Origin of the sequence: Brevundimonas sp. UBA4553 (genome assembly GCF_002387245.1) — a bacterium.
Taxonomy (GTDB): Bacteria; Pseudomonadota; Alphaproteobacteria; order Caulobacterales; family Caulobacteraceae; genus Brevundimonas.
On sequence record NZ_DGLD01000001.1, the window covers coordinates 18012 to 36909 of the forward strand.

Below are 18898 nucleotides of genomic sequence, written 5' to 3' on the forward strand. Positions count from 1 at the left end.
GAGGGGGAGAGCCGGGACCGCCACACACGCTATCGCTTGAACGTCGAGTCTGTTGTGGTCCCGGATAGCGGCTACGCCGCCTCCGGGATGACGGTTTGGGTAGGGGAAACAGGCCTCAAGTCGCGCGAAGCGGTAGGCCCCAGTATCAGGCCTTCTTCACGAACTCGGTGCGCAGGACGAGACCCCGCACCTTCTCGACATTGGCCTCGATCTCGTCGGGGTCGCCGGTCAGGCGGATGTTCTTGACCATGGTCCCGCGCTTCAGCGTCACCCCGCCCGACCCCTTGACCTTGAGGTCCTTGATCAGGGTCACGCTGTCGCCGTCGGCCAGGATGTTGCCGTTGGAATCCTTGGTCACGTCGTCGGTCATGGTCGCCTCGTAGAAAGCGGGCGCGCGATATCGAACCCGTTGAATTGAAAGCGGCCTCAAGTAGCGCGAAGCGCGATAGGCCCCTAACTAAAATCCGACGCCCTCAGACGTCGGGGACGTTCTGGTCCAGTTCATCGAGCCAGACGCGTGCGCTGCTGTCCGACGGCGCGCGCCAGTCGCCGCGCGGCGACAGCGACCCGCCCGTCACCACCTTCGGCCCGTTCGGCACGGCCGAGCGCTTGAACTGGCTGGTCTGGAAGAAGCGGATCAGGAACTTCCTCAGCCACCCCTTGATGGTCGGCAGGTCGTAGGCGACCCGCTCCGCCTGCGGCAGACCGGCGGGCCAGCTTCCGGTCGTCGCGTCGCCCCAGGCCTGATGGGCCAGGAAGGCGACCTTGGACGGCTTGAGGCCGAAGCGGCTGATGTAGAAGAGAAAGAAGTCGTTCAGGGCATAGGGGCCGACAATGCTCTGCGTCGACTGGATCTCCCCGTCCGCGCCCGCCGGCACCAGTTCGGGCGAGATCTCGGTGGCCAGAACAGCATGAAGCGTCGGGGTCGCGGCCTCGCCCACCAGACCGCGCTCGGCCACCCAACGGATCAGGTGCTGGATCAGGGTCTTCGCCACCCCGCCGTTGACGTTGTAGTGGCTCATGTGGTCGCCGACCCCATAGGTGCACCAGCCCAGCGCCAGTTCCGACAGGTCGCCGGTGCCCAGGACGAAGCCGTGGTTCTGGTTGGCCAGACGGAACAGATAGTCGGTGCGCAGACCCGCCTGCACGTTCTCGAAGGTGATGTCATGCACCGGCTCGCCGTTCGAGAAGGGGTGGCCGATGTCGCGCAGCATCTGCTCGGCGGCGGGACGAATGTCGATCTCGGCGCCCGTGACGCCCACCGCATCCATCAGCGCCCATGCGTTCGACTTCGTCCCGTCCGAAGTCGCGAAACCGGGCATGGTGAAGGCCAGAATGCCGGTGCGCGGCAACTCCAGCCGATCAAAGGCGCGACAGGCCACCAGCAGGGCCTGGGTCGAATCAAGCCCGCCCGAGACGCCGATCACCAGTGTCTTCGACCCCGTCGCCGTCATCCGCCGCATCAGGCCCTGAACCTGGATGTTGAAGGCCTCGAAGCAGTCCTGATCCAGACGCGCCGCGTCGTCGGGCACGAAGGGGAAGCGGTCCAGCGGGCGGATCAGGGCGTCGCCGGGACCTTCGCCAGCCTCGAACGGGACCACCGTCGCGGCCTCGCCTTCCAGACGGGCGCAGTCGGCGAAGGTGCCGTTGCGCAGACGGTCCAGACCGATGCGGTCCACGTCCACGTCGGCGATTGTCAGATGGCTCTCCAGCGCGAACCGCTCGCCTTCGGCGATCTTCGCGCCCAGTTCGTGGATGGTCGCCTGACCGTCCCAGGCCAGGTCGGTCGTCGACTCGCCCCAGCCCGAGGCGGCGAAGACATAGGCCGACAGGGTGCGGGCCGACTGGCTGGCGCACAGCAGGGCGCGCTCGTCAGCCTTGCCGATGACAATGTTGGAGGCCGACAGGTTGCACAGGATGCGCGCCCCCGCGAGCGCCGCCCGCGTCGACGGCGGCTGCGGGGCCCAGAAGTCCTCGCAGATCTCGACGGCGAAGACGAAGCCCGGCCGGTTGGTCGCCTCGAAGATCAGACCCGGCGCGAAATCGACGCTCTCGCCGTTCAGGACGAGGCTGTCCTCGCTGCGGCTGGCGGCGGGCGCGAACCAGCGCTTCTCGTAATATTCGCGGTAGTTGGGCAGGTAGGTCTTCGGGACCACGCCCAGCACCTCGCCCCCGCCCAGCACCACCGCGCAGTTGAACAGGGCGTCGCCGTTGCGCAGCGGCGCGCCGATCACGGCGATCACGCCCGCATCGTCCGCGACCTCGGCCAGGTCGGCGATGCGACGCTCGATCTCTTCCAGCAGGGCCGCCTGCATCAACAGGTCGTCGATGGCGTAGGCGCTCAGCGACAGTTCGGGAAAGACCAGCAGGTCCACGCCCGACGCGCCCGCCTGACGGATCAGCCGCGCGTGTTCCTCGGCGTTAGCGGCCGGATCGGCGACATGGACCACCGGGGTCGCGGCCGCCACGCGCACGAAGCCGTGGGCGCACGAGGCGTGGAAGGGATGCGTCTTCGCCATCAATCTTTCCGCTCTTCCCGGCGGACGCCGGGAACCAGTGAGAGCCACAGGCACAAACCCTAAGGCCTTGCTGGTCAATATAGGGTTGCGACCCGAAGCCAAAGCACCGGCTCCCCGCCTTTGCAGGGACGAACGGGACAAAGGATCGCGCGTGACCTGCGAACCGCTGTCGGCTAAGGCTCGCAGCATGAGCGATACGCCCAAAAAAGGCTGGTTCCAGCGACTGAGCGCGGGTCTGTCCCGGTCTTCCAAGCAGATGACCGAACAGGTCGTCTCCACCTTCGTGAAGGAGCCCCTGTCCGAAGAGGCGCTGGAGCATCTGGAAGAACACCTGATTGAGAGCGATCTGGGGCCCGCCGCCTCGGCCCGCATCGTCGAACGCTTCCGCGAGCTGCGCTTCGGCAAGAGCTCCGACGAGCGCGAGATCAAGGAGGCTCTGGCCGAGGCCGTGGCCGCCGAGCTGCTGCCGCGTCAGGCGTCCTTTGATCCCCTCAACGGACCCAAGCCCTATGTCGTCCTGTTCGTCGGCGTGAACGGCTCGGGCAAGACCACGACCCTGGGCAAGATCGCTTCTGACCTCACGGCCCGGGGCGCCAGGGTGATGATCGTCGCCGGCGACACCTTCCGCGCCGCCGCCCGCGAACAGCTGAAGGTCTGGGCCGAACGCGCCGGCGCCGATTTCGAAAGCCGTCGCGACGGAGCCGACGCCGCCGGCCTGGCCTTCGACGCCTACACCAAGGCGAAAGCCGAGGGCTACGACGTGGTCCTGATCGACACCGCCGGGCGCCTGCAGAACAAGTCCGCCCTGATGGACGAGCTGTTGAAGATCGTCCGCGTGCTCAAGAAGGTCGACGCCGACGCCCCGCACGAGACCCTGCTGGTGCTGGACGCCACCGTGGGCCGCAACGCCTTGGAACAGGAAAAGATCTTCGGCCGCACGGCCTACGTGTCAGGCGTCGTGATGACCAAGCTGGACGGCACCGCGCGCGGCGGGGTCCTGGTTCCCGTGGCCCAGGCTTCGGACGCCCCGATCAAGCTGATCGGCGTCGGCGAAGGCGTCGACGACCTGCAACCCTTCGACGCGCGCGCGTTTTCCCGATCACTGGTCGGGCTTGAGGACTGAAGCGTATGAGTGAAGCCGTCGAAACCAAACGCCCGCAGTGGATCCGTCAGGCCGTCGATTTCGGCGCCCTGATCGCCTTCATGGCCGCCTATTTCATCACCCGCGACATGATCAAGGCCACCTGGGTCTTGGTCATCGCCTCGATGATCGCCCTGGCCGTCGGCTTCATCATCGAGCGGCGCCTGGCGCCCATGCCCCTGATCACCGGCGGCTTCGCCCTGGTCTTCGGCGCCCTGACCATCCTCACCGACGACGACCTGTTCGTGAAGCTGAAGCTGACGGTGCAGAACGGCCTGCTGGCCGCCGTCCTGCTGGGTTCGATCCCGCTGAAGAAGTCGCCGTTCAAGGCCCTGCTCGGCTCGGCCATCAAGGTGACGGACGAGGCCTGGCGCAAGCTGACCTTCCGCTATGGCCTCTACTTCCTGGCGGTCGCCATCGCCAACGAGGTCTTCCGCAGCCCGACGGCGGTGACCGCCATCTGGTCGATGCTGAACCTGGGAACGCCCGACCCCAACGGGGTCTGGACCGCCTTCCGCGGCGTGCTGTGGATCGCCGCCTCCGTCTTCGGCCTGTGCCAGGTGCCGCTGATCATGAAGAACATGATCAAGGACGAAGAGCCCGGTCCCATCTCGCCCGACACGGGGCTCTAGGGAACCGTCCGGGCTCTGACGACCTGATGCTTGGGGTCCACGCCTTCAAACAGGGCCTCAAGTAGCGCGAAGCGCGGTAGGCCCAGAACAAATGTCTTCAAACCGTCAGGATTTCCGTCGTCAAAGCGTAAAGCGCGACTGTTAGCTGTCGCACCATGTCCGGCCCTTTCAACGCGGCCGGAACGAGGATCGAGGACGATGGTCAAGTCAGGCAAGCAGGCGAAGATCAGGGGCGGACTGGCGGAATCGCCCAGCCACCTGATGCACCGGGTGTTGCAACTCTCGCTCGACATCTACGCCGAAGAGGCCGGTCCGGACGGCCTGACCCAGCGTCAGTTCGCGGTGCTGGAGGCGGTTTCGGTCCGTTCGGGCCTGACCCAGACCGATCTCGTCAAGGCCACCGGCATCGACCGCTCGACCCTGGCCGACCTGGTCGCCCGCATGACCGCCAAGGGCCTTCTGGAACGCGAACGCTCGGCGCTGGACGCCCGCGCCAAGGCCGTGCGCCTGTCCGAAGCCGGCCAGACCGCGCTGGACGCCGCCCGCCCCCGCGTCGAGGCCGCCGACAAACGCATTCTGGCCCTGTTGCCCAAGGCCCGGCGCGAGGGCTTCATCGACCTGCTGACCAGCCTGACCGACGCCGCCGACGCCGCCCCAGAGCAGGCCCGGGCCGAAGCCAAGGCGGCCAAGAAGGCGGCCAAGGACGCGCGCAAGGCCGAGAAGGCCGCGAAGAAGGCGCTAGATGGCGGCAAGCCGAAAAAGAAGAAGAAGGCCGTCGAACCGGCGGCTGACGCCGGCGCGATCGAAGCCGTCATCATCCCGCTCAAGGAAGCGGCGAAGGCCTAGACCCGGATATCCAGCAGCGATCCCGGCCGCTGATAACGCGTGGGCGACGGGCTTTCCTGCGCCTGGACCGAGCGCACCGGCGTATCCGCGCGGGTCTCGATCGGCGTTGCAGCGGGGACCGGCGCGCTCATGCCCATGGCCGCGCGGAAGAAGGCGGACTGGGAGGTTCTCAGCGCATGGGCCGCGCCGCCTGCGGGCGGAGGAAAAGCCGGACGGTCTGAAGGAATCGCGGACATGGGCCGACGATCCGCCCAAAGGGTCTAGATATGGTTAATGCGCGATTCACCGTCTTTCGCGCGGGCGGCCCCTAGCGAACCGGCGCCTTCAGCGCATCGACCAGCTTCTGCAGATCGGCCTCGGTCAGAACCGGCCCCGACGACTTGGCGACGATCGTCCCATAGGCGTCGACCGCAAAGCTCTCCGGCACGCCCGAGACGCCCAGATCCAGCCCCGCCCGCCCCTCGCGGTCCACCAGGACCAGGGCGTAGGGATCGCCCAGCTCGTCGAGGAAGGCGCGCGTGGCGACGGGCTCGTCCTTGTAGGCCACGCCGACGACGTTGATGCCCTGCGCCTTCAGCTTCAGCAGTTGCGGATGCTCCAGCCGGCATGGCGCGCACCAGCTGGCGAACAGGTTGACGATCATCGGCTTGCCGACGCCGGCCGTCTTCAGGTCCAGTCGCTGGTCCGTCTCGACGTCGCCTTGAAGGATCGGCAGGACCGTCTGCGGGATCGGCTGGCCGACCAGGGCGTCGGGCTTGTATTCACGACCCTGGCCCGGCGCGCCGGACAAGGTGTTCAGCTGAACCATCAGGAAGACGCCGAGCGCGACCAGGGCCGCGATGGGGATCAGGGCGAACCAGCGGTTCATTTGCGCGCCTCTTCCAGACGGGCCAGCTCGCGTTTCCAGCGTCGGGCGGCGATGAGGGCCCGCAGCGACAGCACGGCGAGCGCCGCCGCGCTGATCGCCCAGGACGACCAGACAAAGACGCCATAGGGGCTCATGTCGAGATCCAGCATCGGCGGCTCCTCAGGCTTCTTGGGCGGCGCGGGCGCGAAGGGACAGGACGCGGCGACGACGCACCTCGGTGCGGATCGAGGTCAGCCAGATCGCCCCGAACAGCAGGCCGTAGGCCGCCATCATGGTCAGCAGGGGGGTCAGATAGGCCGGGTCCAGACTGGTCCCGCCCGCGCGCAGCAGCGAGGCCGGCTGATGCAGGGTGTTCCACCAGTCGACCGAAAACTTGACGATCGGCAGGTTGATCAGCCCGACCAGACCCAGGACCGCCGCGGCGCGTCCGGCCTTGGCCTCGTCGTCGATCGAGGCGCGCAGGGCCATGTAGCCGAGGTAGAAGAGGAACAGCACCAGCACGCTGGTCAGCCGCGCGTCCCACACCCACCAGGTCCCCCACATGGGTTGGCCCCACAGGGAGCCGGTGATCAGGGCCAGACCCGTCAGCACCGCGCCCGGCAGGGCGGCGGCGCGCGCGGCGGCGTCGGCCAGGGGATGCCTGAACACCAGGGCGAAGAAGCTGGAGACCCCCAGGGCCGCATAGGCGCCGAGGCCCAGGGTCGCGGCGGGCACATGGATGAACATGATCCGCACCGTATCGCCCTGCTGATAGTCGGCGGGCGCGGTAAAGCTGAGCCAGGTCCCTGCGGCCAGCAGGACGGCGGCCAGCCCCCACAGCACCGGCGTCAGCGGGCGGGTGAAGCGCATGAAGCGGTCGGGATTGGCGAGGCCGAACATGGTCCGCCGATTACGCGGCGCGACGGGGAACGGCAAGCGCCCCCCGCGCGTGACCTCTGGTCGCGATCAGAGCTTGAGCCCGTGCTCGGCGGCCAGGGCCTCCAGCTTGACCATCGGACGCGGTCCCCAGTGGGCGATCACTTCAGAGGCGGCCAGCGAACCCAGGGCCCCGGCCTCGGCCAGCGACAGGCCGCGCGCCAGACCCAGCAGGACGCCGGCGGCGTACTGGTCGCCCGCGCCCGTGGTGTCGACCACCTTGTCGACCGGGAAGGCGGCGATCTCGACCCGTTCGTCGCCGCGGTAGATGACCGAGCCCTTTTCGCCGCGCGTCACGGCGGCGACCTCGACGATGCGGCCCAGGTGGGCGGCGGCGTGGTCGAAGTCCTCGGTCTCGAACAGGGCGTGCAGTTCCGCCTCATTGGCCAGGACGATGTCGGCCGAGGCCTCGATGAAGGCCAGCAGTTCGGCGCGCCAGCGGTGGACGACGAAGCTGTCCGACAGGGTGATGGCGACCTTGCGGCCCGCCGCGTGGGCGGCGGCGGCGGCGGCCTCGAAGGCGGCGCGGGCCGGCGCGGGGTCGAACAGATAACCTTCCAGATAGACGATCTCGCTGTCGCCGATCAGCTCGGCGTCGATGTCGGCCGTGGTCAGTTGGTTGGCGGCGCCCAGGAAGGTGCACATGGTGCGCTGGGCGTCGGGCGTGACATTGATCAGGCAGCGGCCGGTGCCGAAGCCCGATCCCGCGCCGCCTTCCAGGACCGGCGTGTCGAAGTGGACGCCCGAGGCGCGGATGTCGTGGCTGAAGACCTCGCCCAGGGTGTCCCTGGCCACCTTGCCGATATAGGCCGCGCGACCGCCGAACGAGCCGACGCCCGCCACGGTGTTGCCAGCCGAACCGCCCGAGGCCTCGACCCCGGCGTCCATGGCGTCGTAAAGGGCCGCGCTCTGCGCCTCGTCCACCAGTTGCATCGAGCCGGGCGTCAGGCCTTGGGCCTCGAGGAAGGCCGGCGCGCACGGGCTCAGCACGTCGACGATGGCGTTGCCGACGGCGCAGACGTCGAAGCGGGCGGTGGAGTTGGCGTTCTGGGTCATGGACGCCCCATAGCGGGCGAACGCGACGGACGCCAGCGCCGGGCTTTTCGCCGCCATTGAAAACAGCCTATGCAGGTCGCGTCCAAGGAGTAGCCGCATGACCGAAGTCGCCGTCCTGACCCCCGATCCCGCCGACCCGTCCTACGCCGGGCAATGGCCGGGCGTGCTGGACCGCCTGTCGGCCGCGCTCGCCACAGCCGGGATCAAGGCCCGACCGACGCCGTGGACCGACTACGTGGAAAGCGCCCACGGCCTGATGGACTTTCCGCTGGTCCTGCCGCTGATCGTATGGGGCTACCACCGCGACCACGCCGCCTGGATGCAGGCCTGCGCGACGTGGGTTGAAGCGGGCGCGCCCCTGGCCAATCCCGCCGAGGTGCTGCGCTGGAATTCGGACAAGCGCTATCTGGCCCGGCTGGCGGAAAAGGGGGTCGCCATCCCCCCGACCATCTGGACCGACCACGCCAGCCCCGCCGTGGTCGAAGCCGCCTTCGCCGCCACCGGCGCCGAGCAACTGATCGTCAAGCCGACCGTGTCCGGCGGGGCCTGGCGCACGCTCAAGGTCGCGGCGGGCGACCTATTGGAACAGGTGCTGGCGGACGCCCCGGTTGGCGGCGCCATGATCCAGCCCTTCCTGCCGACCATCGGCACGGCGGGCGAAACCTCCTTGCTCTTCTTCGGCGGCGAACTCAGCCACGTGATCAACAAGCGCCCGGCCCACGCCGACGAGTTCCGCATCCAGGTCCAGTATGGCGGTCAGTACCAGCGGCTGGATCAGGCCCCGGGGGGCGCGCTCGCCCTCGCGGAACGGACCCTGGCGGCCATCGACGAGCCCCTGCTCTACGCCCGCATCGACATGGTGCCGGACGCCGAGGGCCAGTGGCTGCTGATGGAGGCTGAACTGATCGAGCCCGACTTCTACCTCGGCTCCGCCCCCGAGGCCGACGCCCGCTTCGGCCGGGCCGTGGCCGAGCGGCTGGGCCTCTAGATCCCGACGAAGGCCGAGCGCGACGGGCACAGGTCCGCGATCACGCAGGCCAGACATTTGGGCCGCTGCGCCAGGCAGGTGTAGCGGCCGTGCAGGATCAGCCAGTGGTGCGCCTTGGGCAGCCAGGCCTCGGGCACCACCTTGTGCAGCTGGGCCTCGACCTTGTCCGGCGTCGACCCATTGGCCAGCCCCAGCCGATGCGACACACGATAGACATGGGTGTCCACCGCAATGGCCGGCTCGACGCCCAGTTCGTTCAGCACCACGCTGGCGGTCTTGCGGCCCACGCCCGGCAAGGCCTGAAGGTCGGCGCGGTTCAGCGGAACCTCGCCGCCATGCTGTTCGACCAGCATCCGCGCCGCCGCGATGACGTTCCACGCCTTGGTGCGATAGAGGCCGATCGAGGAAATCAGCGGGATCAGCCCCTCCTCGCCCAGGGCCAGCATCTTCTGCGGCGTGTCGGCCACGGCGAACAGGGCCTTGGTCGCCTTGTTGACCCCCACGTCGGTCGCCTGGGCCGACAGGGCGACCGCCACCACCAGGGTGTAGGGATTGACGAAGTCCAGCTCGGTCTTGGGGTCGGGCATGATCCCCGACAGCCGCACGAAGATTTCCTCGACCCGGTCCTCGTCCGGCGGCCAGCCGATCACCGCCCCGACCGGCGCCTTCTTCGGCGCGCGCGACCGCTTGCCCTTCGGCGGGCTGAGAGCGGCGCGGACAGCCTTGGACGGGGCGCGTGGGCGAACGGTCATGCCCCCGCTTCGCCTTCCCCGCGCGCGACGTCAACGGCTTCCGGCTTGCTCTCCATCCTGCCATGACCCAAACGGGATGGCGGTACTCGGGGGAGACGCAGACATGAAGATCATCAGAACCTGGCTGGCGAGCGCCGCTCTGGCGGCGCTGACGGCGACGGTGGCCGCCAGCCCAGCGACGGCTCATGACCCCTTCGCCGCCTGGCACGGTGGTCCGACGCAGCATCCGGGCACGCCCGCTGAGCCGAAGATCGTCGCCTATCGCGGGGCGGTGCTGTTCGACGGAACCGGCGCGCCGTCACGCTCCGGCCTGACCGTCGTCACCCGAGGCGAGCGCATTCTGGCCATCCAGCCCGACAGCGATACCCTGCCTGCCGCCGCCGAAGTGATCGATGTCACGGGCCTCTATGTCCTGCCGGGGCTGATCGATACCCATGTTCATGTCGCCACCCCTCCGAACGCAGAGGCGGCGCGCGTGCAGATGCGGCGCTGGCTCTATTCCGGCGTCACCGCGGTGCGCGGCATGGCCGACGACCTGCGCTCGGTTGGCGAACTGGCCCGCCAGGCCAGGGTCGGAGAAGTCCCGTCGCCGGACATCTACTACGCCGCCCTGATGGCGGGCGAAGGCTTCTTCAGGGACCCCCGCACCCAGGCCGTCAGCGCAGGCGTCATCGCCGGTCAGACGCCGTGGATGCAGGCGATCACCGCCGAAACCGACCTGCCGTTGGCCGTCGCCATGGCGCGCGGAACCTCGGCGACGGGCATCAAGATTTACGCGGACCTGCCCGCCGATCTGGTGACGCGGATCACGGCCGAAGCCCATCGCCAGGGCGTGCCGGTCTGGACCCACGCCATGGTCTATCCAGCCACGCCGCAGGAGGTGATCGGCGCGGGTCCCGACGTCATGTCTCACGCCTGCATCCTGGCCCATCAGGCCCAAGTCCCCGCCGATCGCCCCGTCAGCTACGCCAGCCGCACCCCCATCAACCGCGCGCCCTTCCTGAACGGCGACAACCCCGTGATTCAGGGCCTGCTGGAGCAGATGCGCGACATGAACATCGTTCTGGACGCCACCGTCCGGGTCTATGCCGAACAGGATCGCCGGGCTGCAACGCCTGGCGCCCGCCAGCCCATCTGCTCCGGCCCCATGGCGTTCGCCCTGACGCGCCAGGCCTACCGCGCCGGAGTCGCCATCTCTGCAGGCACCGACGGCGAGACCCCCGACAGCGATCCCTGGCCCGCCCTGATCGAAGAGATGGAGTTGCTGCAGAATGCGGTCGGCATGACCCCCGCCGACGTCCTGACCGCCGCAACGCGAACCGCCGCCCGGACGGTGAACCATACCGACGACATGGGAACCATCGAAGCCGGCAAGCTGGCCAACTTCATATTTGTCGCCGCTGACCCGACAGTTGATGTCGCCCATTTGAAGCAACTGGTCTTCACAGTGAAACGCGGCGAGACCTTCCAGCGCTCGGCTTTCCGCCCGTCCGTCGACTAGACGGAGCCGCCTCGGGACTACACCTGCGACAAAAAAGCGCGGTCGGCTCTTGTATTTTGGACGGTCCTGTCCATTTTACGCGCCGAAATCGAAGCGAGCTGTCTCCCCCATGGCCCTCCCCGCCTCCCTGAAGAAACGCCTGCCCCTGATCGTGGGTGGGGTCGTGGTCATCGGCCTCATCGTCGGTGGCGTGATCTGGTGGCAGGGCAAGCAACGCTGGGAGACGACCGACAACGCCTTCGTCCAGGCTGACACGGTTCTGGTCAGCCCGCGCATCGGCGGCTCGGTGATCGAGGTCCTGGTCAAGGACAACCAGCGCGTCGAGGCCGGCCAGGTCCTGGCCCGTCTGGATGACGCCGACGCCCGCGCCGCCCTGGCCCAGGCCCAGGCCAACCTGGCCGCCCTGACCGCCGCCGTGGCCAATGTCGACGCCCGCGCCGAGCAGGAACAGGCCACGATCGCCGCCCGCGCCGCCGCCGTGACCCAGGCCCAGGCCCAGGCCGGTCTGGCCCGCGCCGAGGTTGATCGCTACGGCAAGCTGGCCGCCGAGGGCTGGGTGTCGCAGCAGCGCATCGAGACCCAGCGCGCCACCGCCGAAACCGCCCGCGCCTCGGTCGCCCAGGCCCAGGCCGCCCTGACCGCCGAACAGCGCACCGCCGCCGTCCTCGGCTCGACCCGCAACCAGAGCGTCGCCGCCGTCGAACAGGCCAGGGCCCTGGTCGAGCAGGCCCAATTGACCCTGGACCGCACCGTCATCCGCGCCCCGGTCGCCGGGGTCGTCGGCGCGCGCGGCGTCCGCGTCGGCCAGGTGGTGCAGGCCGGCGGACAGATGATGTCCATCGTGCCGCTGCAGGACACCTATGTGGTCGCCAACTTCAAGGAGACCCAGGTCGGCCGCATGCGCCTGGGCCAGTCGGTCGAGATCAAGGCCGACGCCTTCCCCGGCCAGTCCATCGTCGGTCACGTCGACAGCTTCGCTCCGGCCACGGGTTCCGAGTTCGCCCTGATCCCGGTCGAGAACGCCACCGGCAACTTCACCAAGATCACCCAGCGCGTCCCGGTCCGCATCGTCGTCGACCGCCGCGCCTCGGGCGAGCCCGTCGCCCTGCGTCCCGGCCTGTCGGTGGAGGTCAAGGTGGACCTGAAGAGCCAGGGCGGCGCCGCCTTCGCCGACGCCCATCTGGGCGAGGTCGCCGTCGCCTCGCTGGACACGGCCCGGTGACCGAGGCCGCCCCGGCGGACGGTCTGGCCGCAGGCGCGGCCCCGGCCAAACCTGACATCAACTGGCCCGTCCTGCTGCTCGGCTTCGCCGGCATGGTGATCGGCCAGTTCATGGCCATTCTGGACATCCAGATCGTCGCCGCCTCCCTGCCCCAGATCCAGGCCGGGGTCGGCGCCTCGGCCGACGAGATCAGCTGGATCCAGACCGCCTACCTGATCCCCGAGGTCGTGATGATCCCCCTGTCGGGATACCTGTCGCGGCTGTGGGGCACGCAGAAGCTGTTCCTCGCCTCCTGCATCGGCTTCCTGATCATGAGCGTGGCCGTCGGCCTATCGTCGTCGGTCGAGATGATGATCTTCTTCCGCGCGCTGCAGGGCTTCCTCGGCGGGGCCATGATCCCGACGGTCTTCGCCGTGGCCTTCACCGCCTTCCCGCCCGAGAAGCGCGTCACCGCCAGCGTCATCATGGGCCTGATCGTCACCCTGGCCCCCACCGTCGGCCCGACCCTGGGCGGTCACCTGACGGAGTGGCTCAGCTGGCGCTGGCTCTTCTTCATCAACATCTTCCCCGGCGTGATCGTCCTTTTCCTGGTCGGCCGCTACGCCCATTTCGACAAGGGCGACGCCAGCCTGTCCAAGGGCTTCGACTGGTGGGGTCTGGGCCTGATGGCCGCCTTCCTGATGAGCCTGCAATTCGTGCTGGAGGAAGGGGCCAAGAACGACTGGTTCGCCGACGACCACATCCTGCTGCTCAGTCTGGTCGCCGGCATCTGCGGTCCGGCCTTCATCTGGCGCTCGCTGACCTACTTCAATCCGATCGTCGAGCTGCGCGCCTTCGCCAACCGCAACTTCGTCGTCGGCGTCATCATGACCTTCATCGTCGGCGCGGCCCTGTTCGGCGGCACCTTCCTGCTGCCTCTCTTCCTCGGCCGGGTGCGCGACTATTCGGCGGCCGAGGTCGGCACCACCATGGTGGTCTCGGGCCTGGCCATGTTCGCCACCGCCCCCTTCGCCGGCCGGCTAGTGCGGCTGCTCGACCCGCGCATCCTGATGTTCCTCGGCTTCATCCTGTGCGCCTGGGGCATGTGGGACGCGCGTCTGGTGACCGGCGACTGGGGCTTCTGGGAGTTCGCCGGCGTCCAGGCCGTGCGCGGCTGCGGCGTCATGATCGCCATGATCGCCTCGCAGCAGGTGACCATGTCCACCCTGCCGCCGCACATGGTCAAGAACGCCTCCGGCCTGGTGAACCTGTCGCGCAACGTCGGCGGCGCCTTCGGCCTGGCCATCCTCAACACCTCCCTGACCCAGAACTCCGCCCTGCACATGGTCGAGCTGACCAGCACCATCAGCCAGTCGGACGTGGCCGTCAGAAACATGATCGCCGGTCTGACCCAGCGCTTCTCGGGCTCCATCGACCCGCAGGCCTCGGCGATGAAGGCCTTCTACGGCATGCTGCAAAAGCAGGCGACGACCCTGGCCTTCGGCGACGCCTTCGCCCTTCTGGCGGTGGCCTGCGCCTGCGCCGCCTTCGTCACCCTGCTGTCCAAGCCCGGCAAGCCGAGCCCGTCGGCCGAACCGTCCGAGATGCACTGATGCCCCGCGCCCCCGGCCAGATCGACGAACTCAAGAGCGCCGCCATCCTTCAGGCCGCCTCCGACCTGTTCGTGGAAAAGGGCGCGGGCGCCTCGATGACCGAGATCGCGCGTCGAGCGGGGGTCTCGAAACAGACCCTCTACAACCGCTTTCCCACCAAGACCGACATCGGCCGGGCCCTGGCGGCCCAGCGCTCGGACGCCGTCACCGCCCCCTTGAGGTCCGGAGCTGCGCCCGAGGAGGTCCTGACCGCCATCGCCGAGACCCTGATCAGCAAGATCTGCCGCGAGGGCAAGGGCGCCTCCCTGCGCGGCGTCGCCCTGATGTCGCCCGAAGCGCCGGAACTGGCCCGCGCCATCTATGACGCCGGGCCGGGCGAGAGCGTGCGCCGCATCGCCGCTTGGTTGAGCGAACAGGACCGGCTGGGCCTGCTGTCCGTGCCCGATCCCGCCGTCGCCGCCGAGATGTTCGCCGGCATGGTTCTCGGCCACGGGCACCTGCGCGCCGTCCTGGGTCTGCCCCATCCGCCAGCGGACGATGCATCCGCCCGCGCCCGCGAAACGGCGCGGCGGTTCATCCGCGCCTTCGCGCCCGACTAGCCGGTTTGGCCCTTTCGCCGGATCGGCGTAAAGCCCCGGCACGCCCTGTTCCTGCGGAGTTCCCCCATGCTGATCCATCTGTCGTCCTGGCCCGAGATCGACGCGCGCCTGAAGGACGGCGCCGCCCTGTCCAGGACCGTCGTCGTGCCGATCGGCTCAAACGAGCAGCATGGCCCCACCGGCCTTCTGGGCACCGACTGGCTCTGCCCCGAGATCATCGCCCACGCCGCCGAAAAGGGCGACGAGCGCCTGATCATCGCCCCCACCTTCAACATCGGCATGGCCCAGCATCACCTGGCCTTCGCCGGCACCATCAGCCTGCGCCCCTCGACCTTCATGGCCGCCATCACCGACTGGGTGTCGTCCCTGGCCCGTCACGGCTTCGAGCGTATCTATTTCCTCAACGGTCACGGCGGCAACGTCGCCACCATCGAGGCGACCTTCGCCGAGATCTACGCCGAGTGGTCGTTTGTCGAAGAGCGGCCGCCGTTCGTGCTCAAGCTGCGCAACTGGTGGGACCTGCCCGGCGTGCACAAGCTGTGCGAGGACATCTTCCCGGTCGGCCACGGCGCCCACGCCACCCCGTCCGAGATCGCCGTCACCCAGGCCGCCTATCCCGACCACATCAAGATCGCCGACTACAGCCCGAAGATCGCTCCCATGGGGCCGATCCGCGACGCGCTCGACTACCGCGCCCGCTTCCCCGACGGCCGTATCGGTTCGGACCCGGCCCAGGCCAGCCCGGATAAGGGTCAGCGCATCATCGACGCCTCGATCCCGGCGCTGATCCAGGACGTCTCGGCCTTCGCCGCCGAAGTCCTGCCCTGAGGCAACGGGCCTGTTTTGCTTGCTACACCGGTTGAACAGGCTCACGGTCCCCGCATGAACCCCATTGATCGCGCCGCCCGCACCGTCCGCGCCGGACAGGAGACGGCTGAGGCCTCGGCCAAGGTCGTCGCCCGTCGCCTGACGATCATGGGCGAGGCCCTGGCCAATCCCCTGCGCGCCGACCATGCGGAACTGGGGCGGATGGGGACGGAAAAGGTCGAGGCCCTGACGGCTTCGGCCAGCGCCGTCGCCTCAGGCGCGATGGATCTGGCCGATCAGGGCCGGCGCATCGCTGATCGAGAGGGCGCCGAGGCCTCGGCCCTCATGTCTCGTCTGTCGAAAGCCGACAGCCTGGCCGGCGCCGCGGCCCTGCAGGCCGCCTGGGGCATGGGGCTATGGTCGCGCGCCCTCTCCGACAGTTGGACCATGGGCGAGGCCGTTTTGAAGATGCAGGCCAAGGCCCTGTCGCCCATTCACGCCGCCGCAGTGGCCAACGCCAAACGCCTCAAGGCCTGACTTCAAGAGAAGGTGATCGGCGGCGAGAGGGAACGCCGCCGCATGGACCGTGTTGCTAGCGGGTGTCCCTCAAGGAGCCCGACATGGCCGACGACCCCAAGAAGACCGATCCCCATCCCGGCATGATGGGCGACGGAACCGAAGAGCAGAACCTCAACCAGCCCGGTGACCCGTCCAAGCGGATCTCGGAGGACGAGGTGGATGAAGCCTTCACCAAGGACCCCAAGATCGTCCCGAAGGAATAGCCGTCCTCAGGCCGTACGGATGATCCCGCCCCTGGCCTCGACCGGCCAGGGGGTCAGCTTGCCGCCCGCGCACGGGCCGCCGACGCAGGCGCCCGACAGCGGCTCGAACACCGCCCCGTGCCAGCCGCACAGGATCAGCGCGCCGTCCGGCGTCAGATAGCGATCCAGCTCCATGGCGATGGGGAAGCCCGCGTGCGGACAACGGTCGACCCATCCGGCGATCTCGCCGTCCTTCTTCACCACAAAGCCGTGGAAGAAGGCCTCGCCGATCTGGAGCACGAACCCGCGCGAGCCGGGGTCGGCGATGTCGGCTTCGGCGCACAGGGGCACGTTCGGCGGCGTCTTCCAGACACGCTTGCGCTCTTCCGCCGCCGCTTCCGCTTGTTCAGCCACTATTCGCGTTCGGGCTTGAGCGGCCGGGTCAGCAGATGCTCGATGGCCGCGTCCACCGTCGTCTCGCCCGCCAGCACGGCGGCGACGGCCTCGCAGATCGGCGTCTCGACGCCCAGCTTGCGGGTCAGCTCGCGCACGGCCGGCGCGCTTTCATAGCCTTCCGCCACCGAGCGTTTGCCGGCCAGGGCCTGTTCGACGCTCATGCCCTGACCCAGGGCCAGGCCCAGGCTCATGTTGCGCGACTGCGGGCTGGAGCAGGTCAGGACCAGATCGCCCAGACCGCACAGGCCGGAGACGGTCTCGGCCTTGCCGCCCATGGCCTGGGCCACACGGACGATCTCGGCGAAGCCGCGGGTGATGACGGCGGCGTGGGCGCTGCGGCCCAGTTCGCGCCCCTCGACGATGCCGCAGGCGATGGCCAGAACGTTCTTCAGCGCCCCGCCCGTCTCGGCCCCGATCAGATCATCGGCCAGATAGGGGCGGAAGACCGGCCCCGACAGGGCCGTGGCCAGGGCGACCGCCATGGCTTCGTCCTCGCAGGCGATGGTCACCGCGCTGGGCAGGCCGCGCGCCACCTCTGCAGCGAAGCTGGGGCCGGACAGGACGGCGGGGGTCGCCGACGGAATGGTCTCGCCCAGGACCTCGGTCATCAGCTTCAGCGAGCCGCGCTCGATGCCCTTGGCGCACAGAACGATGGGCAGGCCCGGCCGAGCGTAGGGTGCAAAGGCCGTCAGCGTCGCCCGCATGTGCTGGGCCGGCGGCACCGCCAGAATCAGATCGCAATCGGCCAGATCGCCCAGTTCCGAGGTGACGTTGATGGCCGAGTCCAGCTCGATCCCCGGCAGGAAGGCGTCGTTGACCCGCCGCGTGCGGATGCTCTCGATCACCTCGGGCTCGCGCGCCTGCAGGACGACCGCCAGGCCCGCCGCCGCCGCGCTCTGCGCCAGGGCCGTGCCCCATGCGCCGCCGCCAATTACGCCTGCCGTATGAAATTCCATGTCTTCTCCGGTCCCCCGACCACCGCACGGAGGCGGGGCCGTCAGGCCTTCGCGCCCTTACGGCCCGTTTTCTTGTGAACAGGATCGGCGTTCGCGCGCGCCTCGTCCAGTGGCCATCGCGGCCGGGCGGCCACATCGATGTCCGACGTCAGGCCTTTTTCCAGCCTTTCCGCCCCCGCCAGGGCGATCATGGCGGCGTTGTCGGTGCAATAGACCATGGGCGGCGCCAGGAAACTGAACCCATGCCTTGTCGCCAGATCCTCCAGCGTGCGCCGGATGGTCTTGTTGGCCGCGACGCCCCCCGCGACGACGAAATGCAGAGACTTGCTCTTGGGCTCTACCGCCTCGCGCTCTGCGCTCGGCTGCTTGAGGGCGCCCTTCGCCGATTGAAGCTCCGGGTGCTGTTCGGCATAGGCGACCATGGCCCGCTCGGTCCGTTCGGACAGCTGGCGCGCGATCGCCTTCTGCACCGCGTCGGCCAGATCGGCCCTGTCCTGCTCGCTGTCGCAGGTCTGGGCCAGCCGCGAGGCCGCCGTCTTCAGACCCGAGAAGGAGAAGTCGCAGTCCTTGCGTCCCAGAAGCGCCCGCGGCAAGTCAAAGCGCGAGCCGTCGCCCTTCTCGGCCAGCTTCTCCAGCGCCGGCCCGCCGGGGTAGCCCAGCCCCATGGCCTTGGCGATCTTGTCAAAGGCCTCGCCCGCCGCGTCGTCGATGGTGGTGCCCAGCCGGCTCATGTCGCCGATGCCGCGCACCTCCAGCAACTGACAGTGCCCGCCCGACACCAGCAGCAGCAAGAAGGGATACGCCGTCTCCGCGCCCAGCCGCGCCGACACCGCATGGCCCTCCAGGTGATTGACCGCGATCAGCGGCAGGCCGCGCGCCAGGGCCACGGCCTTGCCGTAGGACAGGCCCACCATGACCCCGCCGACCAGCCCCGGCCCGGCCGTCGCCGCCACCCCGTCCAGGGCGGCGTAGTCGATCCCGGCCTCGCTCATGGCCCGGCGCGCCACGCCGTCGATCATCTCGACATGGCTGCGGGCGGCGATTTCGGGCACCACTCCGCCATAGGCCGCGTGATCGTCGATCTGGCTGTGAATGACGCTGGACAGGACCTCGGCCCTCGCCCCCGACAGGCGCACCACCGAGGCGGCCGTCTCGTCGCAGCTGGTCTCCAGGCCCAGAACCGTCAGCACGCGGCCTTCGGCCCCACCCGTGGCGGCGGGGGGCTTGGTTGCCCCCGTGGTCCCGCTGCTATAGTCCGCGCCAGTGTTCATCGGGTCGAGGTAGCGG

Annotated in this window: 22 protein-coding genes; 11 read left to right on the forward strand and 11 right to left on the reverse strand. The window is 68.9% G+C overall.

The features are described from left to right. Positions 1-145 precede the first annotated feature (145 nt). Positions 146-370, reverse strand: a complete 225-nt coding sequence (locus B4A39_RS00100; protein WP_207824154.1) for an alkylphosphonate utilization protein — start codon at positions 368-370, stop codon at positions 146-148. A 103-nt stretch (positions 371-473) separates the two neighbouring features. Then, on the reverse strand, positions 474-2519 hold the full coding sequence (locus B4A39_RS00105) for an NAD(+) synthase (RefSeq protein ID WP_292031940.1): 2046 nt from the start codon (positions 2517-2519) through the stop codon (positions 474-476). Between the two features lie 187 nt (positions 2520-2706). Here B4A39_RS00105 and ftsY point away from each other — a divergent pair, with 187 nt between their 5' ends. The 3 genes from ftsY to B4A39_RS00120 all read left to right on the forward strand — a co-directional run bounded on the left by ftsY (position 2707) and on the right by B4A39_RS00120 (position 5138). Beyond that, positions 2707-3642 carry a signal recognition particle-docking protein FtsY gene (gene ftsY, locus B4A39_RS00110; protein ID WP_292031941.1) on the forward strand — a complete coding sequence of 312 codons (936 nt, stop codon included), beginning with the start codon at positions 2707-2709 and terminating at the stop codon, positions 3640-3642. 5 nt (positions 3643-3647) lie between these two features. Then, positions 3648-4292: an inner membrane-spanning protein YciB gene (locus B4A39_RS00115; protein ID WP_292031943.1), complete on the forward strand. Its 645-nt coding sequence runs from the start codon at positions 3648-3650 to the stop codon at positions 4290-4292. Positions 4293-4490: 198 nt separating this feature from the next. Continuing rightward, on the forward strand, positions 4491-5138 hold the full coding sequence (locus tag B4A39_RS00120) for a MarR family winged helix-turn-helix transcriptional regulator (RefSeq protein WP_292031945.1): 648 nt from the start codon (positions 4491-4493) through the stop codon (positions 5136-5138). Here B4A39_RS00120 and B4A39_RS00125 read toward each other — a convergent pair. From B4A39_RS00125 to B4A39_RS00145, 5 genes are all read right to left on the reverse strand, one after another. After that, a complete protein-coding gene (locus B4A39_RS00125) occupies positions 5135-5374 on the reverse strand; it encodes a hypothetical protein (protein WP_292031948.1) in 240 nt (79 codons plus the stop codon). The two genes, B4A39_RS00120 and B4A39_RS00125, sit on opposite strands and share 4 nt — an antisense overlap. A gap of 71 nt (positions 5375-5445) precedes the next feature. After that, entirely contained in the window at positions 5446-6006 is a 561-nt protein-coding gene (locus B4A39_RS00130; RefSeq protein ID WP_292031951.1) for a DsbE family thiol:disulfide interchange protein, read from the reverse strand. Beyond that, positions 6003-6155: a heme exporter protein CcmD gene (gene ccmD / locus B4A39_RS00135; protein WP_292031953.1), complete on the reverse strand. Its 153-nt coding sequence runs from the start codon at positions 6153-6155 to the stop codon at positions 6003-6005. The genes B4A39_RS00130 and ccmD overlap by 4 nt, the downstream gene beginning before the upstream one ends. Before the next feature lie 10 nt (positions 6156-6165). Beyond that, positions 6166-6885, reverse strand: coding sequence for a heme ABC transporter permease (locus tag B4A39_RS00140; RefSeq protein ID WP_292031957.1), 720 nt, complete (start codon positions 6883-6885; stop codon positions 6166-6168). Positions 6886-6951: 66 nt separating this feature from the next. After that, positions 6952-7977 (reverse strand): adenosine kinase, encoded by a 1026-nt coding sequence (locus B4A39_RS00145; protein WP_292031960.1) that lies wholly within the window; start codon positions 7975-7977, stop codon positions 6952-6954. A 97-nt stretch (positions 7978-8074) separates the two neighbouring features. Here B4A39_RS00145 and B4A39_RS00150 point away from each other — a divergent pair, with 97 nt between their 5' ends. Next, a complete protein-coding gene (locus tag B4A39_RS00150; RefSeq protein ID WP_292031963.1) occupies positions 8075-8965 on the forward strand; it encodes an ATP-grasp domain-containing protein in 891 nt (296 codons plus the stop codon). On the opposite strand, the gene nth is transcribed toward B4A39_RS00150, so the two are convergent. Next, entirely contained in the window at positions 8962-9717 is a 756-nt protein-coding gene (nth, locus tag B4A39_RS00155) for an endonuclease III (RefSeq protein ID WP_292031964.1), read from the reverse strand. The two genes, B4A39_RS00150 and nth, sit on opposite strands and share 4 nt — an antisense overlap. 103 nt (positions 9718-9820) lie before the next feature. Between nth and B4A39_RS00160 the strand changes: the two genes are divergently transcribed. The 7 genes from B4A39_RS00160 (at position 9821) to B4A39_RS00190 (ending at position 16220) form a co-directional block, all read left to right on the forward strand. After that, the gene (locus B4A39_RS00160; RefSeq protein WP_292031967.1) at positions 9821-11218 is read left to right on the forward strand and encodes an amidohydrolase family protein; all 1398 of its coding nucleotides are present in this window, start codon (positions 9821-9823) and stop codon (positions 11216-11218) included. Positions 11219-11327: 109 nt separating this feature from the next. Continuing rightward, a complete protein-coding gene (locus B4A39_RS00165) occupies positions 11328-12440 on the forward strand; it encodes an HlyD family secretion protein (protein ID WP_292031970.1) in 1113 nt (370 codons plus the stop codon). Next, positions 12437-14032, forward strand: a complete 1596-nt coding sequence (locus B4A39_RS00170) for a DHA2 family efflux MFS transporter permease subunit (RefSeq protein ID WP_292031972.1) — start codon at positions 12437-12439, stop codon at positions 14030-14032. The genes B4A39_RS00165 and B4A39_RS00170 overlap by 4 nt, the downstream gene beginning before the upstream one ends. Next, a complete protein-coding gene (locus B4A39_RS00175) occupies positions 14032-14631 on the forward strand; it encodes a TetR/AcrR family transcriptional regulator (protein ID WP_292031974.1) in 600 nt (199 codons plus the stop codon). Before B4A39_RS00170 ends, B4A39_RS00175 begins: the two co-directional genes overlap by 1 nt. Positions 14632-14697: 66 nt before the next feature. Further along, complete coding sequence (locus B4A39_RS00180; protein ID WP_292031975.1) at positions 14698-15459, forward strand: creatininase family protein; 762 nt, start codon at positions 14698-14700, stop codon at positions 15457-15459. 54 nt (positions 15460-15513) lie between these two features. Then, positions 15514-15975: a phasin family protein gene (locus tag B4A39_RS00185; RefSeq protein ID WP_292031978.1), complete on the forward strand. Its 462-nt coding sequence runs from the start codon at positions 15514-15516 to the stop codon at positions 15973-15975. An 83-nt stretch (positions 15976-16058) separates the two neighbouring features. After that, positions 16059-16220, forward strand: coding sequence for a hypothetical protein (locus tag B4A39_RS00190; protein WP_292031981.1), 162 nt, complete (start codon positions 16059-16061; stop codon positions 16218-16220). A gap of 6 nt (positions 16221-16226) precedes the next feature. On the opposite strand, the gene B4A39_RS00195 is transcribed toward B4A39_RS00190, so the two are convergent. From B4A39_RS00195 to tsaD, 3 genes are read right to left on the reverse strand one after another with little or no spacing between them, the layout of a single operon-like run. After that, positions 16227-16613, reverse strand: coding sequence for a Rieske (2Fe-2S) protein (locus B4A39_RS00195; protein ID WP_292031983.1), 387 nt, complete (start codon positions 16611-16613; stop codon positions 16227-16229). Then, on the reverse strand, positions 16613-17611 hold the full coding sequence (locus B4A39_RS00200) for an NAD(P)H-dependent glycerol-3-phosphate dehydrogenase (protein WP_292031985.1): 999 nt from the start codon (positions 17609-17611) through the stop codon (positions 16613-16615). The genes B4A39_RS00195 and B4A39_RS00200 overlap by 1 nt, the downstream gene beginning before the upstream one ends. Positions 17612-17652: 41 nt before the next feature. Continuing rightward, positions 17653-18882: a tRNA (adenosine(37)-N6)-threonylcarbamoyltransferase complex transferase subunit TsaD gene (gene tsaD / locus B4A39_RS00205; protein ID WP_292031988.1), complete on the reverse strand. Its 1230-nt coding sequence runs from the start codon at positions 18880-18882 to the stop codon at positions 17653-17655. Between the last annotated feature and the right edge of the window lie 16 nt (positions 18883-18898).

Bases quoted from the DNA above. Each gene is read 5' to 3' on its own strand.
- B4A39_RS00100 (WP_207824154.1), bottom strand. From the start codon at position 370: ATGACCGACGACGTGACCAAGGATTCCAACGGCAACATCCTGGCCGAC.
- B4A39_RS00105 (WP_292031940.1), bottom strand. From the start codon at position 2,519: ATGGCGAAGACGCATCCCTTCCACGCCTCGTGCGCCCACGGCTTCGTG.
- ftsY (WP_292031941.1), top strand. From the start codon at position 2,707: ATGAGCGATACGCCCAAAAAAGGCTGGTTCCAGCGACTGAGCGCGGGT.
- B4A39_RS00115 (WP_292031943.1), top strand. From the start codon at position 3,648: ATGAGTGAAGCCGTCGAAACCAAACGCCCGCAGTGGATCCGTCAGGCC.
- B4A39_RS00120 (WP_292031945.1), top strand. From the start codon at position 4,491: ATGGTCAAGTCAGGCAAGCAGGCGAAGATCAGGGGCGGACTGGCGGAA.
- B4A39_RS00125 (WP_292031948.1), bottom strand. From the start codon at position 5,374: ATGTCCGCGATTCCTTCAGACCGTCCGGCTTTTCCTCCGCCCGCAGGC.
- B4A39_RS00130 (WP_292031951.1), bottom strand. From the start codon at position 6,006: ATGAACCGCTGGTTCGCCCTGATCCCCATCGCGGCCCTGGTCGCGCTC.
- ccmD (WP_292031953.1), bottom strand. From the start codon at position 6,155: ATGCTGGATCTCGACATGAGCCCCTATGGCGTCTTTGTCTGGTCGTCC.
- B4A39_RS00140 (WP_292031957.1), bottom strand. From the start codon at position 6,885: ATGTTCGGCCTCGCCAATCCCGACCGCTTCATGCGCTTCACCCGCCCG.
- B4A39_RS00145 (WP_292031960.1), bottom strand. From the start codon at position 7,977: ATGACCCAGAACGCCAACTCCACCGCCCGCTTCGACGTCTGCGCCGTC.
- B4A39_RS00150 (WP_292031963.1), top strand. From the start codon at position 8,075: ATGACCGAAGTCGCCGTCCTGACCCCCGATCCCGCCGACCCGTCCTAC.
- nth (WP_292031964.1), bottom strand. From the start codon at position 9,717: ATGACCGTTCGCCCACGCGCCCCGTCCAAGGCTGTCCGCGCCGCTCTC.
- B4A39_RS00160 (WP_292031967.1), top strand. From the start codon at position 9,821: ATGAAGATCATCAGAACCTGGCTGGCGAGCGCCGCTCTGGCGGCGCTG.
- B4A39_RS00165 (WP_292031970.1), top strand. From the start codon at position 11,328: ATGGCCCTCCCCGCCTCCCTGAAGAAACGCCTGCCCCTGATCGTGGGT.
- B4A39_RS00175 (WP_292031974.1), top strand. From the start codon at position 14,032: ATGCCCCGCGCCCCCGGCCAGATCGACGAACTCAAGAGCGCCGCCATC.
- B4A39_RS00180 (WP_292031975.1), top strand. From the start codon at position 14,698: ATGCTGATCCATCTGTCGTCCTGGCCCGAGATCGACGCGCGCCTGAAG.
- B4A39_RS00185 (WP_292031978.1), top strand. From the start codon at position 15,514: ATGAACCCCATTGATCGCGCCGCCCGCACCGTCCGCGCCGGACAGGAG.
- B4A39_RS00190 (WP_292031981.1), top strand. From the start codon at position 16,059: ATGGCCGACGACCCCAAGAAGACCGATCCCCATCCCGGCATGATGGGC.
- B4A39_RS00200 (WP_292031985.1), bottom strand. From the start codon at position 17,611: ATGGAATTTCATACGGCAGGCGTAATTGGCGGCGGCGCATGGGGCACG.
- tsaD (WP_292031988.1), bottom strand. From the start codon at position 18,882: ATGAACACTGGCGCGGACTATAGCAGCGGGACCACGGGGGCAACCAAG.